At 53.0% G+C, this 14686-nt stretch carries 11 protein-coding genes, 4 tRNA genes and 1 pseudogene; 11 read left to right on the top strand and 5 right to left on the bottom strand.

What is annotated here, in order from left to right:
* The first annotated feature begins 29 nt into the window (after positions 1-29).
* The 6 genes and pseudogenes from pyrD (at position 30) to KJI95_RS14170 (ending at position 5939) form a co-directional block, all read left to right on the top strand.
* On the top strand, positions 30-1049 hold the full coding sequence (gene pyrD / locus KJI95_RS14195) for a quinone-dependent dihydroorotate dehydrogenase (protein ID WP_214507847.1): 1020 nt from the start codon (positions 30-32) through the stop codon (positions 1047-1049).
* Positions 1050-1242: 193 nt separating this feature from the next.
* Complete coding sequence (locus tag KJI95_RS14190) at positions 1243-1776, top strand: cell division protein ZapC (RefSeq protein WP_214507846.1); 534 nt, start codon at positions 1243-1245, stop codon at positions 1774-1776.
* A gap of 171 nt (positions 1777-1947) precedes the next feature.
* Positions 1948-3441: a BAR domain-like protein A BdpA gene (gene bdpA / locus KJI95_RS14185; RefSeq protein ID WP_214507845.1), complete on the top strand. Its 1494-nt coding sequence runs from the start codon at positions 1948-1950 to the stop codon at positions 3439-3441.
* A gap of 225 nt (positions 3442-3666) precedes the next feature.
* Positions 3667-3897 carry a hypothetical protein gene (locus KJI95_RS14180; RefSeq protein ID WP_214507844.1) on the top strand — a complete coding sequence of 77 codons (231 nt, stop codon included), beginning with the start codon at positions 3667-3669 and terminating at the stop codon, positions 3895-3897.
* Positions 3898-4047: 150 nt separating this feature from the next.
* Positions 4048-4803 (top strand): annotated as a pseudogene (locus KJI95_RS14175) (CLCA_X family protein); the annotation flags it as partial.
* 566 nt (positions 4804-5369) lie between these two features.
* Complete coding sequence (locus tag KJI95_RS14170) at positions 5370-5939, top strand: DsrE family protein (protein ID WP_250885836.1); 570 nt, start codon at positions 5370-5372, stop codon at positions 5937-5939.
* A 505-nt stretch (positions 5940-6444) separates the two neighbouring features.
* Here the strand turns inward: KJI95_RS14170 and KJI95_RS14165 are convergent.
* From KJI95_RS14165 to KJI95_RS14150, 4 genes are all read right to left on the bottom strand, one after another.
* Positions 6445-6521: transfer RNA gene (locus KJI95_RS14165), tRNA-Met, on the bottom strand.
* 174 nt (positions 6522-6695) lie between these two features.
* Positions 6696-6772: transfer RNA gene (locus KJI95_RS14160), tRNA-Met, on the bottom strand.
* Between the two features lie 41 nt (positions 6773-6813).
* A tRNA-Met gene (locus KJI95_RS14155) sits at positions 6814-6890 on the bottom strand.
* A gap of 41 nt (positions 6891-6931) precedes the next feature.
* Positions 6932-7008 (bottom strand) — tRNA-Met (locus tag KJI95_RS14150).
* A 346-nt stretch (positions 7009-7354) separates the two neighbouring features.
* Between KJI95_RS14150 and rlmKL the strand changes: the two genes are divergently transcribed.
* From rlmKL to rmf, 5 genes are all read left to right on the top strand, one after another.
* On the top strand, positions 7355-9481 hold the full coding sequence (gene rlmKL, locus KJI95_RS14145) for a bifunctional 23S rRNA (guanine(2069)-N(7))-methyltransferase RlmK/23S rRNA (guanine(2445)-N(2))-methyltransferase RlmL (protein WP_214507843.1): 2127 nt from the start codon (positions 7355-7357) through the stop codon (positions 9479-9481).
* Positions 9474-9701, top strand: coding sequence for a glutaredoxin family protein (locus KJI95_RS14140; protein WP_214507842.1), 228 nt, complete (start codon positions 9474-9476; stop codon positions 9699-9701). The genes rlmKL and KJI95_RS14140 overlap by 8 nt, the downstream gene beginning before the upstream one ends.
* A gap of 1 nt (position 9702) precedes the next feature.
* Positions 9703-11619, top strand: coding sequence for an ABC transporter ATP-binding protein (locus tag KJI95_RS14135; RefSeq protein WP_214507841.1), 1917 nt, complete (start codon positions 9703-9705; stop codon positions 11617-11619).
* Between the two features lie 27 nt (positions 11620-11646).
* Positions 11647-13524, top strand: coding sequence for a DUF3466 family protein (locus tag KJI95_RS14130; RefSeq protein WP_214507840.1), 1878 nt, complete (start codon positions 11647-11649; stop codon positions 13522-13524).
* Between the two features lie 189 nt (positions 13525-13713).
* A complete protein-coding gene (rmf, locus tag KJI95_RS14125) occupies positions 13714-13890 on the top strand; it encodes a ribosome modulation factor (protein ID WP_214507839.1) in 177 nt (58 codons plus the stop codon).
* 208 nt (positions 13891-14098) lie between these two features.
* Here rmf and fabA read toward each other — a convergent pair whose 3' ends face one another.
* Complete coding sequence (gene fabA, locus KJI95_RS14120; RefSeq protein WP_214507838.1) at positions 14099-14614, bottom strand: bifunctional 3-hydroxydecanoyl-ACP dehydratase/trans-2-decenoyl-ACP isomerase; 516 nt, start codon at positions 14612-14614, stop codon at positions 14099-14101.
* Between the last annotated feature and the right edge of the window lie 72 nt (positions 14615-14686).

Below are 14686 nucleotides of genomic sequence, written 5' to 3'. Positions count from 1 at the left end.
TAACAAACATTAAAATCCAAGGAGATCCAATGTTTTACAAAATCGCGCAGTCAATCATGTTCCAGATGGATCCTGAGCGAGCCCACAACCTGGCCATAGGCAGCCTTAAACGCACCGCCAATACTCCGATGACGGCGTTTTACGCCCAGCAGATCCCAAACAAACCTGTTACCTGCATGGGGATCACCTTTCCCAATCCGGTAGGTTTGGCGGCGGGGCTTGATAAAGACGGCGAAGCCATCGATGCATTCCACGCCATGGGCTTTGGCCATGTGGAAGTGGGCACCGTGACCCCGCGTCCTCAGCCAGGCAACGACTTGCCGCGCCTGTTCCGCTTAAAGCCAGCTAAGGGCATCATCAATCGCATGGGTTTCAACAACAAAGGCGTTGATAATCTGGTGGCAAACCTCAAAGCGAAACAGACCGACATTCTGGTTGGGGTGAATATTGGCAAAAACAAAGACACGCCGGTAGAAGAGGGTAAAAACGATTACCTGATCTGCATGGACAAAGTGTATGCCCATGCGGCTTACATCGCGGTAAATATCTCCTCGCCAAATACCCCGGGCCTGCGCACCCTGCAGTATGGCGATCTGCTGGACGATCTGCTCTCATCCCTGAAGGCCAAGCAAACTGAGCTTGCCAAACAGCACGGTAAATATGTGCCGATTGCACTCAAAATTGCGCCTGATCTGACAGAAGATGAAATTGCCAGCATCGCTCAATCACTGATTAAAAATAACTTTGATGCGGCGATTGCCACCAACACCACTTTAAGCCGTGACGGCGTAAGTGGTCTTGCCAATGCCAATGAAACTGGTGGTCTTTCCGGTAAACCATTGACTGAATTGTCGACCAAGGTAATTAAACAGCTCGCCACCGAGCTTAAAGGCCAGATCCCAATTATTGGGGTGGGCGGGATCAATTCTGCGCAGGATGCTGTGGCAAAATTAGACGCGGGTGCAACTCTGGTTCAGATCTATTCTGGCTTTATTTATCAGGGGCCGAAGTTAATTAAAGATATAGTGGATGCTTACAGTTCAAAATAAGCATAAATATTAATCAAAGGGATCGCGTTTGCGATCCTTTTTTGTTTTTGGCGATCTGAAACGATCGCAAAACAGGATCAAAAGATCCAGATAACACATTGTTAACCCAGTCATATTGCAAGGAAAAAGGTTTTGATATTGGATAAATAATCTACTATGATGCCTTTGGTAAACTTAATTACAGGTATACGTTATGTTATTAATGCCACAAACGGATTGGCAATGGAGATATAACGATGCTTACGGTGTTCTAAGCGTGTCGTTAGGTTCGGAAATGGAATTTCTGACTCCTTACAAAGCCAAGCTCCTTATTCCGGATGCGTTGGATAATATGGAATTTAGCGTCGAGCACGCCAAGTTCTATATAGACCTGCTCGACCGTATGCAAAAGCGCCTGAAAATTACCGATGCCGCTGCTGTACAAATAGCACTCAATGCAACTGCCGCATCCTTTATGCTGAAACCTCAAATGCCCAAATCCTGGTATTTTGATGCCAGTGATGTGTGTGTATTTGCCGATGTGGGTAAAGTATTCGAACTTAAATGCCAGGGTGAGCGGCATTTGGTGATGGTGGTTGAAAACGGTTTGCAGGCTGCCATGGTGATTGTGCTTGGCAAACAGTGCGAACTGGGTGACGGTAAAATATTGTCCCAGTTTGACATCATCAAGGTGATGCATAACCGCCTGCATGAGCTGACCCGTCATCGCCAGATTGCGGCGGCCTGAGCGTAGCTTAGCGCACCTCAAATTCCCTCAGAAAAGACGCCCTGTGCGTCTTTTTGCTTTTATGCGCGCCAAACGGTAAAGCAGCATTTTGTTTTCGATGTGAATTTGCTAGATTTGCGCCTGATGATCCGGCCCTCGGGGCCAATGGCAATGATGCAGGCGAATTAACAGATGAAAACTCACGTACTGGCGCTTTGTATGCTTGGCTCTGTGGCGAGTGCCCATGGGGTGGAAGCGGTGTTTTCCAGTGATTTTGAAACAGGTACCGCGCCGCAGTGGTCGTTCGTTTACGGCTGCGACCGAAAAGATGCCACCCCGCGCACTGGCGAAGCGGCGCTGCGCTGTGGCCCCGGCACCAGTGTGATGATTAGCGGCCAGCCTGTGTCAGAAGCCGGGGTACTTGAGCTGTGGATCCGCCCTGAATCGCCCCAGACCCGATATCGGATAAGCTTGTACAGCTCCGACGGTGGCCGCCTCGACAGTATCTGGAATCCGGTGGCGGTAATCGAGCAGGAAGGGGGCGATGGCAGCTTTCAGGCAAGACGCATTGCCATCGATGAAGCAGCGAGCCGCTATCTGCGCCTTGATGTCGATACCCAGAACGGCTCAGTCAGCATAGATGATGTCAGCATCAGCAAAATTCAGCTGAATGCCGCGCTGCAGAAGAACGAGCAGAAAATCCTCTCCGGCATTTTGGAGAAAATCAAAGAAGATCAGGATTATCAGCTGCAGTCTGACTCGATTGATACCCTGTCAAACGGCTTTGCCAATCAGCTCGATACCCAGCGTCAGTACCTTGAGTATGCCAACGGTATTTACTCGACCATTACCTTTGTGCTTGCCACTTCCGAGCGCAACAAGATGGCAAACCCGCTGGTGTATAACACCTTCAAAAGTATCCTCAGCGACACCAAACGGGTTGCCTCGCCGCTGCAGCAGGTGCGCTTAAGCTCGATGGTGAAACCCTTTGGTGACTTGGTTGGCGCCACGTTAAACGTGGTCAGCGCCGGCACGTACACGGCCTTTGCCGAGCCATTCAAATCCTTTCTGGCGGCCACTTTCGATAACTCCAATATCGAAAACGGTGATTTGAGCCGCAACGATAAAAAGTTTGCCCGCGAAAATGGCCTCGCCATTTATCAAAAAGCCGAGAAATTTATGGCGGAGCTTGAGCGCGAGCTTGCCAGAACCACGGCGCTTGATAACGAGCTGCAGGTGATTTTAAAGAGTACGGATTCATTCCGTAATGACCTTGAGCTTTTTATGGCCGAGACCCTGAAATACGGCGGCCTTGGGCAGAATCAGGAGATTTACGCGGCGCTGATGAGTAAAGATGAAGCGGCGCGCCGCAATGTGATTTCACGGGTGCGCGATAACATTAAACGCCGTGCCGATTCGCTGGTAGAAGCACGCCGTCAAACCGATTTGGTGCAGTATATGCTGCGCACCTCATCCTACCTTGAAAATACCCAGGGCTATAAAGAGCGCTTTAATCAGATAACGGCTCAGGTACTGACTTTCTTCGACCGCTTCGAGCGCTCTGTGTCACCCGAGATGAATCCGTTCAGCGAAGCGGATGACCGTAAACTGTGGGAGCAGCACGCGGTCAAGGCAAGAGCCTACATTAAAGAGTCGCGCGATTCGTTCCAGCGTGCCTACATGTAAGGCTCACGCGGTATTGCAGCAGATGTGATGTGGTTGTAATGTGCTGTGGTAACGAGATAAGTCTGCTTTGCTCCTCAACACAGCTTGTTACCAAAGCGCGCCAAGGTGGCGCGCTTTGTTTTTTGGCCTGAGGCTTCGTCTGCGCCATAATGGGCTCGTCGATACGGTCTTAATTGACCAAGGCCTGTAAACCAATTTCAAGGCGCAGCCCTGTCAGGAGCCTTTATGAACATTGCCATGCTTGCTTTGCTTATTCCAACCATCGCTATTGTTGCCGGCATGATAGTGAAACTGAGTGATATCCGCCAAAGCCACCGCGAATTAAGCGCGCAGCAGGATAAGACGGTCAGCGCGCTGCGTGCCGAGATTGCTGAGCTTAAGGGCCGTATTGAGGTGCTGGAGACCTTGGTCACAGACGAAGGATTTGAGGTTAAACGTGATATCAACCGTGCATAACACCTGCCGTAAGCACGTGCTTAAGCGCGCAGCTGATGTCGACTCCGTTTATGTTTTTGCTTAGGTATTCGGTGAAGTTGTTGATTTGGATTAAGTCGATGCATCTTTGCGACGTTTTTCGGCAGGAAGGTCCCGATGCAGCTTGAGCGAATGGCAAAGCAGCTTCAGTTTTCCCGGCGCGGGCCGGATCACCGCGGCGGCGAGCAGGTCACGTTTTTGGATGTAAAGCAGCACTTTGGCCTTGGGCACGTGCGGGTTGGCCGCTGGGTCAGCAGCGAAGAGTCGCTCATCGCCGCCAATCTGATGTTTGATGCGCTGGCGGATTTAGCGCTGGTGCTCAAGCTGTCGCCTGCGGTCATAGGTCTGTCTGAACGGCTTAATCTTGCTTATGGCCATGGCGGGCGGGAAGGGGTGATGGCCCATTATGCCCCTATGGAGCGCACGCTTGCCCTTGCCAAACATGCCGGCGCCGGTGCACTTGCCCATGAATACTGGCACGCGCTCGATCATCATCTGGCCGATGTTGCCTTTGCCGATGAGCAGCAATCATCATCCAGGGCACTCTTTGCCACAGAGCGCTGGCTTAAGGATATAAAGCTTAAGCCGCACCCGCTCAATCAATGTCTTGAACGGCTGTTTGCACAGGTTTTTTTGTCGGCCGATGGTGAAGAGTCACATCCTTATGTGCGCCGTGCCATTGCGCTGGACAGCCAGTTTGGCCGGCTCTATTTCGCCCATCCGTCGGAGCTGATGGCGCGTGCCTTTGAAGCGACTATCCAGCGCCACGGCACGTATGACGAGATTGACCGGGACAGTGGTGAAATCCTGCCATCCAGGCTGATTAGTCCTTTTTTGGTGTGCGGCGCCGCTCCCAACGAGGCGATATCAAAAGAACTGCTGTCGGCGGGCGCAGGCTTGCTGCAAAGCCATCACAGTGTGGCCGACGCTTTTGGCAATTACGCGTACGACTCTGGCACTTTCGACGCTGATACTTCAGGTTCTGGCGTTTCAGGCTCGGGCAAACCTTCCTGGGGCGAAATGCCCCACGGCGCGTTTCCTGACGCGTGGCATCTTGATGAGATAGCGACGTATCTTTTTGGTTACTTCAGTCTGCTTGGTACGGCACTCGAGCGAAAATTCGCTAAGACATAGGGCCTTGATGATCCCTCTTTGCATAGTGCCTTGCGGATCCCTCTTTGCATTGTGGCTTGGCTGTCTGGCTGCCAGGCGGCTGATGGCATCAAGCAGCGGCAGTGTTAATGCCATAGCTAACAGCAGCACTATCCGCCAGAGCTAGCGCGGTACAACCCGGCATCGGCCGGGATTTTCATTCCGATTGACATTGCAGACGTGTCGTTACGTTACGGCATGTGTCTGATGTTTATGGTAATCCTGACTTGAGCCGAGCCCTTGGTTATGTCAAACTCAAGTCGCAATTACAAATATTTAACAACTCAATTGATGGAGGTTCCATGAAACTGCCAAAGATGGGAAGGCGTTTAATTGCACTGGGTTCCATGCTGCTGTCGGTGCTTATTGGCGGTATAACAGTGCCGGCTGGGGCGGCAGATTTCAGCTCGGGCCCCGTGATTGAAGGCTACGGCGAAGTGGCGTCACGGGTAAAGCAAACCTTTCCTGTGCCACGGGATCAGCAGTTCAAAGTGGTATTTGATGTCGCCGCACAGAGCGAGGCCGGTGAGGTGAATCGTACCCTCGACAGCATGGCGCGTTTTCTTAACATGCATGTTGCTGCGGGTGTTGACCCGAAAAATATTCGCCTGGCATTGGTCGTGCACGGCAAAGCGGTATTTGATGTGCTCTCCGACGAAGCCCATTTCAAAAAGCTTGCCCGTGGCAATGCCAATGCGTCGCTGCTGAAAGCGCTGATGAAAAATGGCGTGCGGGTGATGGTATGTGGCCAAACCGCTGCGCATTTTGGCATCGACAACAATCTCCTGTACGACGGCGTTGAGATGTCACTGTCGGCCATGACGGCCCACGCGATTCTTTCGCAGCAAGGCTACAGCCTGAATCCGTTTTAACGGCGGAGTCTGATGGCAGAGTATGAGAAAGTAGCGCTTTAAAAAGACGTTGAAGCTTCGCATAAAAGCACACAGTTTTGCCTGTGTGCTTTTTATTGCTCTGCCTGCATCACATCATGATAACTGGCATATCAGAAAAGAATTGGGCAACGCAGGTTATTATGCCGAGTGAACTGGCAGGCTGAGATAGAGCAGGGAAGTGGATCAGCATGAGAAAGTGGTTGCGGGAGCCGGATTTGAACTGGGCGTCACACGCCGACGACCTTCTTGAGAAATAGACGACAGCCAAATGAGGTAATGAAAGCGCTGTGCCTTCAGTAAGTTTTTTAGTTAGGGGAAATGAGCGGAAAGAATCTGAAAGTTGGTTGCGGGAGCCGGATTTGAACTGGGCGTCACACGCCGACGACCTTCTTCGGAAATAGGCGACAACCAAATGAGGTCATGAAAGCACTGTGCTCTCAGGAAGTTTTTTAGTTAGCGGAAATAAGCGGAAAGAATTTGAAAGTGGTTGCGGGAGCCGGATTTGAACCGACGACCTTCGGGTTATGAGCCCGACGAGCTACCATGCTGCTCCATCCCGCGTCCGAATTGTGACTATCGTTTTTGCTTCTCGATGTGAAGTGGTTGCGGGATCCGGATTTGAACCGACGACCCTCGACTCTTTTTTAGAGAGTGAGCCCGACGAGCTACCATGCTGCTTTAACCGCGTCCGAATTGTCTGCTGTTTATTTTGAGTCTTTCTGTCAGCCAGAAAGTTGGTTGCGGGAGCCGGATTTGAACCGACGACCTTCGGGTTATGAGCCCGACGAGCTACCATGCTGCTCCATCCCGCGTCCGAATTGTATTTATCAGTTTTACTTCGTAATAAAGGAAGTGGTTGCGGGAGCCGGATTTGAACCGACGACCTTCGGGTTATGAGCCCGACGAGCTACCATGCTGCTCCATCCCGCGTCCGAATTGTGTTTATCAGTTTTACTTCGTAATAAAGGAAGTGGTTGCGGGAGCCGGATTTGAACCGACGACCTTCGGGTTATGAGCCCGACGAGCTACCATGCTGCTCCATCCCGCGTCCGATTTTTACTGCTTTTTGCTTTGTCACTTCAGGTCTGTTTCAGCCATCAGCGTCGAAGCGGGGCGAACTATAACCATCCTGAAACTCAATTACAAGGGAATTTGTCGCTTTTGCGTGTGACTGACCAAATACACCGCGATATGCGGCATATTTACCCAAAATTGACTGGTTTGTGCCAAATTGCGCAGTGGCGGTATGGGTTAGGGCGCTGCTTCGCCCCCTGCAGGTAGATGCTTCTTGGTTACTAACGTGCTCCAAAGCGCTGCACCAATCAAGATTACTTATCTTTTAAGGGGGGTAGCAGGTATAATGTGCCCTTTGATTTTCTGCAGGCATTCCATCGATGTTCAATTTTTTTGCTGCAGCCCCGAAGGGCTTTGAATACGCACTGGCCCGAGAGCTTGACACGCTGGGCGCCTATGACATTCGCGAAAGCGTCGCCGGCGTTTATTTCAGTGCCAGTCTGGAGCAGGGCTACCGTATTACCCTGTGGACACGGCTGGCAAGCCGTATCGTGCTTATTCTGGTCAATACTGAGTGCCAGAGCGCCGAGCAGCTGTACAACGCAGCTTACACTATTGATTGGCCATCGCACTTTTCCAATCGCTCGACCTTCAGTATCGATTTTCACGGCACCGGCGGTTTTATCAATAACAGCCAGTTTGGCGCGCTGAAAATCAAGGATGCGGTGGTCGACCGTTTCCGCGACGATGACCTGAATCGTCCTGACGTGGTGAAGGGTAATCCGGATTTTCGTATCGACGCCCACTACGGCCGCAGCAAAATCACCATCGGCATTAACTTCTCCGGTGCAGCTCTGCATCAGCGCGGTTATCGCGGTAACACAGGCGAAGCGCCTCTGAAAGAAAACCTTGCCGCCAACATGCTGTACCGCAGTGGCTGGGCCGAGTCGCCAGTGGCACTGCTCGACCCTTTCTGTGGCAGCGGCACTGTGCTGATTGAAGCGGCCATGATGGCCTGTGATATGGCGCCAGGCCTTTTACGCGAGCGTTTTGGCTTTGAGCATTGGAACAGCCATAACAAGGCGCTGTGGCAGCAAATTATTGAAGAAGCCAAGGCCCGTGCCTCCCTGGGCAAGAGCCGCTGCACCCTTAAGTTTTACGGCTCGGACATCGATTCCCGCGTGGTGGCGCTTGCCAAACGTAACGCCAACGCCGCCGGCGTGTTTGAGTTTATCGATTTTAAAGTGGTTAACGTGCTCAATATCGAGCCGCCCGAGGCCGAAGGCATGGTGCTGACCAACCCGCCATACGGTGAGCGTCTGGGCAACGTCACCAGTCTGCTGCAGCTCTACTTCCAGATTGGCGAAAAGTTCAAGCAAAGCTTCGGTGGCTGGAAACTGGGTCTGTTATGCAGCGATATGGAGCTGGTCTCGTCCCTTAAGCTTAAAGCCGACAAGCAGATGAAGATGTACAACGGCGCGCTGGAGTGTGCCTTTAACCTGTACACCCTGCACGCCACCAGTACCCGCCGTGATATTCCTATTGACCAGGCAGGTCAGGGCGGCGAAATCGGCGCGCCTTTTGCCAACCGTCTGAAAAAGAACGTGAAGCAGCTCGAAAAGTGGGCCAAGCGTGAAGGTATCGACAGTTACCGTTTGTACGATGCGGATATTCCGGAATACAACGTGGCGGTTGACCGCTACCTTGACCATATTGTGGTGCAGGAATACGCCGCGCCTTCCGCTATCCCTGAGTCTGTGACCAAACGGCGGATGACCGACGTGCTGCTGGCGCTGCCACGTGCGCTTGATATCGACCCTGAAAATATCGTGCTCAAGACCCGTGAGCGTCAGAAGGGCACCAATCAGTACCAGAAACTCGATGGCGAGAAGCTTGAGCTTATCACCACAGAGTATGGCTGCCGCTTTAAGCTTAACCTGACCGATTACCTCGACACCGGCCTCTTCCTTGACCATCGCCTGACCCGTAAGCTCGTTGGCGAAAAATCCAAGGGCCGTGATGTGCTGAACCTCTTTGCCTACACTGGCACGGCATCGGTGCACGCTGCCAAGGGTGGCGCTTCTTCTGTGACCACGGTCGACATGTCCAACACTTACCTTAACTGGGCCAAGGATAACTTTGTGCTCAATGGTCTTGTTGGTCGCCAGTACAAGTTTGAGCAGGCCGACTGCCTGCAGTGGATCCGCGACTGCAACGATAAGTTCGATTTGATTTTTATCGACCCGCCGACCTTCTCCAACTCCAAGCGGATGGAAGATTCGTTCGACGTGCAGCGCGATCACGTGGATTTGCTGTTGTCGCTCAAGGCGCTGTTGCGTGACGGCGGCGAGATTATTTTCTCCAACAACAAGCGCAAGTTCAAAATGGACAAAGACGCACTGGCAGCCGCAGGCCTGGTAGCAGTCAACATCGACGATAAAGTGTTGCCGATGGACTATGCCCGTAACCCGCAGATCCATAACTGCTGGCTGGTGACCCATGGCTGAGTTTGTGTTGTATCACACCGAGGGCTGCCATTTGTGCCATTTGGCCGAGGCCGTGCTGAATGAAGCAGGCGTTGCTTTTACCCCGGTGGATATTTGTGATGATGAGGCGCTGGCCGAGCGCTACGGTGTCAGGATCCCGGTGCTGTATCGCACTGCGGATGGCGCCGAGCTTGGCTGGCCGTTTGGCCTCGATGACGTGATGGTTTTCAAAGGAGTCTGATGTGAGTCTGGTTCGTATCACCAATGGCTCGTTGGCCTATGGTTACACCCCTCTGTTAAAAAATGCCGATATCAGTATCGAAGCCGGCGAACGGGTGTGTATTGTTGGCCGTAACGGCGCAGGCAAATCCAGCCTGCTGAAAATTCTTGATGGCGAAGTGCATATGGACGATGGCGAACTCAATATCGCCACCGATGTGCGCATCAGCCGCCTGCAGCAAGACCCGCCAAAGGGCGAGTCGGGCAGCATTTATCGTTATATCGCCCAGGGTCTGAAAGATGCCGGCGAAACCCTCGAGCGCTACCATACGCTGTCGCATGACCTTGCCACCGCCGATGCGGTGATGCAGGAGCGGATGCTGAAAGAAATGGAAGTGCTGCAGGCCAAGCTTGATCACCTCAATGCCTGGCAGCTCGACACCAAAATCCAGGCCCACTGCAAACGCCTCGGGCTTGACCCGGATCATCCGCTCAACGAACTCTCCGGCGGCTGGCAGCGCAAAGTGGCGCTGGCAAGGGCGCTGGTGAGTGAGCCGGATCTGCTGCTTCTGGATGAACCGACCAACCACCTCGATATCGACACCATTGAGTGGCTCGAGCAATTTTTGCTGAGCTACAAGGGCGCGATTGTGTTTATCAGTCACGACCGCGGCTTTATCAACCGGATGGCGACCCGCATTCTTGACCTTGACCGCGGTGTGGTCACCTCCTGGCCAGGTTCCTATCAGACATATCTTGAAGGCAAGGCCGAATGGCTGCGTCTTGAAGCTGAGGCCAACAACCAGTTTGATAAAAAACTGGCCGAAGAAGAAGTGTGGATCCGTCAGGGCGTCAAGGCGCGCCGCACCCGTAACGAAGGTCGGGTCCGCGCCCTCAAAGCGCTGCGTATGGAGCGCAAGGAGCGGCTTAACCGGCAGGGCAACGTCAGCATGGCGGTGTCCGAAGGCGAGCGCAGCGGCAAGCTGGTGTTTGATGTGAAGGCGCTCGATTACAACCTGGCCGACAAAGATCTGGTGCGCGGTTTCTCGGTTAACGTGATGCGCGGTGACCGCATCGCCCTTATCGGCCCCAACGGCTGCGGTAAGTCGACCCTGATAAAGCTGCTTATCGGTCAGCTCGAGCCCCAGTCCGGAGTGGTTAAAGCCGGCACCAAGCTGGAAGTGGCCTATTTTGACCAGTACCGCGAAACCCTCGATGAAGAAAAGACGGTGGAAGATAACGTCGGCGAGGGTAAGCAGATGGTTACTGTTAATGGCCGCGACCGCCATATTCTTAGTTACCTGCAGGACTTTTTGTTTTCGCCTGCCCGCGCACGCACGCCGGTGAAGGCGCTCTCAGGTGGCGAGAAAAACCGCCTGCTGCTGGCGCGCTTGCTGCTGCGTCCGGCAAACCTCATCATCCTCGACGAGCCAACCAACGATTTGGACATCGAGACCCTGGAGCTGCTTGAGTCGATGCTCACCGATTACGATGGTACCTTGCTTATTGTCAGCCACGACCGGGCCTTTATCGACAATACCGTGACCAGCAGCTGGTGGTACGCCGGTAATGGCCGCTGGGCCGAATACGTCGGCGGCTATCAGGATGCCGTGGAGCAGGGCGCAAGATTCTACAGCGCGGCCGCGGAACCTGAAGGTCAAAAGAGTGTCCAAGCTCAGGCACCTGTGGTAAAACAGCAAGCTGATGTAAAACCAGCAAAGAAGCTGACTTACAAATTGCAGCGCGAACTGGATACACTGCCGGAACTGATGGAGCAGCTTGAAGCCGAAATCGAGGCGCTGCAGCAGGAAGTCAATCAGCCGGATTTTTATGCCCAGGCGCAGGATACAGTAAACGCACGGCTTAAGGTGCTGGGCGAGAAAGAACAACAATTGGAAGTTTACTTCGAGCGTTGGGAAGAACTCGAGTCAATGAAGTAAACCAATGTTAAATATGGGAAGTTATTAATGAAGTTACAGTTGGAAAAGGCTTTGTCCCTGGTAGCAGTCGGTGTGATTGGAGTACTGGGAAGTGCTCATGCCGCGCCGGTTTACGAAATCAAAAACCTTCAGGACTACGATCTGAAGGGTAACCTCGAAGGTACCCGTAACGGTTACGCCATGGGCGTGAACAGTGCCAATGAAATGGTGGGGATCTCCAAGGGCCGTAAAAAACTGTCGACTGAAGACGTGGAAGGCGGTCTTATTGATCCGGACGACGGCATTGCCGATGAAGAGAAGATCACTTACTCCATCTTAAGCCCGATTGTGGCCAACAACTTCCCGTTTTCCGCTGCCGCCAATGGCGCAGCCGGAGCCTGGTTGCCAACCTTTGAAAGCGTCAATGGCAGCACAGATCCGAAAGACACAGATCCGAGTGTGCCTGAGTCCATCAACTCAATTGACGCCTACTTTTACGGCATCGGCGAAGATGGCACCAAAGTTGGCTCGATGACGGCACCTGAGAAAAAGGTGACCTATGTCGGTACCATTACCGACCAAAAATACTGGTACTACCGTGACTTTGAACTGCGCGCCGTGGTGAAAAAGGCCGATGGCACCGAAATCGCGCTGCCACCACCTTATGTGGAATACACCAGCACCAAGGCCGGTGAAACCAACAAGAAAGCCTATCTTGGCGGCAGTTCATCCGCCTCTGCCATCAATGGCGAGCGGGTGACAGGTTATGCCAGTACCGGCCTGTCCAAGTTTGGCGCCGAGCGCGCTCAGGCCTGTTTGGACAGCGTCGGCACCGAAAACGCCTTGCCGCTGGATATCTGTATTCAGCAGGAGCAGTATCCCAATGCCTCCGGCAGCCGCAACATTCAGTATCAGACCCGCGCTTACGTATGGCAGCTCGGCGCTGAGACTGTGACCGGCACCGAATTGCCGCTGGGCTTAACCCCTCCATCTGATTCAAACTTCACTTATGTTGCTCAGGGCCTTGGTATCAATGCCGACGGCACTGTAGTCGGTCGCTCGCACGTTAACCGTAACGACAACGGCGATTACTTCCGAATGGATGCCGCCTACTGGACCCGTAAAGAAGACGGCAGTTACCAGTACAACTGGGTGCCTGTGGTCAACGTGGATGAAGTGCAAAGCTCGATTGCCTACGGCATCAACGACAATGGCATTCTGGTTGGCTCGTACCGCTCTTACATAGGTGGTTATCCACGGGATAAGTTCTTCTACTTCGACACCAAGGCGGCTACGCCTGCTGTGGTTGTACCGAACGATTTCTATCCGGTGGCCTCCGATCTGTCGAGCCGCCCGCGTGACATCAACAATCTGGATCAGGTGGTCGGCTATATCGAAACCACCCATGATAAAGAAAAGCCACGTCCAAAAGCTGGCTTCCTGTTTGATAAGAATGCCAAAGAGGGCGGTGAGTTCTCCAATCTCAATAACCTGCTGACCTGTGAGTCCAAGGGTTTTGAAAAGGCCGCCAACGGCAACTGGCAGCGTCACAAGGTCGAAGTGGTTGACGCCACCGGCAAGACGCTGACCTACAACTCTGATATCCAAATCGTTGAAGCCAACAGCATCAACGAGGCTGGCGTTATCGTGGGTACTGCCTTTATCCGCAAACCGGTTTATAAGGTAGATGACAAAGGCCTGCCAGTGGTAGAAAACGGTAAGTACGTGTTTGAGCTCGATGGCAACGGTAACCCTGTGACCTCTTACCTGCCGCGCGCTGTGGTGCTTGAGCCATCGGCAACCGGCACAGCGTGCACCGCGGTGGATGAAAACACCGGTGGCGAGAAGTACGAGCGCCAGGGCGCTGCGACCCTGTTTGGTCTTCTGCTGCTGCCACTGGTGTGGCTGCGTCGCCGAGTAAACTAACGGCGGACATAAAAGCGTATGACTGAAATCGGGGCCGAAAATGGCCCCGATTTTTTTTCTGCATTGTCTCAATAGCTTAATATTTGTGCGCTAAGATCGGCGGTTTTTTTGATTGATCTCGACGGCAAAAAGTTCTATTTCTAGGGGTGAAGCTGTTGCTTCTTGTTTTGTAGAACAGAGGACGCTTGCATGAAGAGACAAAAACGAGATCGTATGGACAGGGCTTTTTCCAAAGGGTTTCAGGCCGGTGTTGGTGGCCGCTCCAAAGAAATGTGCCCGTATAGTAACCTTGATTCGCGTTCACAATGGCTGGGAGGCTGGCGCGAAGGAGTTGACGGGCGAATACAGGGGCTCTTTTCCAAGTAATGCAACGCATACTTTGCCCTCTTGAGACGGGGGCATTTTTATCGGCACTGCGTTGGTGCCATAAACAACAACACCGGCCATGGCCGGTGTTGATCGTTTCAGGACTTGTCGCTCAGGGCTTGTAGCTCAGGGCTTGTAGCTCGCGACTTTAGGCACTTTCGGCCTTGAGTCTGTCGCTGTTAAGCTGCGAGGTTGCCTTGGCAGCAGATCAGAAGGTAGAGGTGTCGCTGAACACGCCTACTTTCAGATCGGTGGCGCTGTAAATCTCACGGCCATCCACTTCCAGAGTCGCATCGGCAATGCCCATCACCAGCTTACGGTGAATAGTGCGCTTGATGTTAAGCTTGTAGGTCACCTTTTTGGTGCCCGGCAGCACCTGGCCGGTGAATTTCACTTCACCAACGCCGAGCGCACGCCCCTTGCCCTGTGCACCTTCCCACGCCAGGAAGAAGCCCACCAACTGCCACATGGCGTCAAGGCCCAGACAGCCCGGCATCACAGGATCTTCCACGAAGTGGCAACCAAAGAACCACAGATCTGGATTGATATCCAGCTCGGCTACGATTTCCCCTTTGCCGAACGCGCCGCCGTTGTCATTGATGGTGACCACACGGTCAATCATCAGCATGTTGCTGACAGGCAGGCGGGGAGAGTTTTTACCAAGAAGTTCGCCATGGCCGCAGGCAATAAGGTCTTCCTTGGTGTAGCTGTTTGCTTTAGTCATTGTAATAGTTACCACTCCATCAATAAGAGTGGCCAAGATTAGCGAACACCTGTACGCCAGACAAGTCCAACC

Origin of the sequence: Shewanella jiangmenensis, from assembly GCF_018596335.1 — a bacterium.
Classification (GTDB): Bacteria; Pseudomonadota; Gammaproteobacteria; order Enterobacterales; family Shewanellaceae; genus Shewanella; species Shewanella jiangmenensis.
This window is presented reverse-complemented; position numbering and strand designations above follow the sequence as displayed.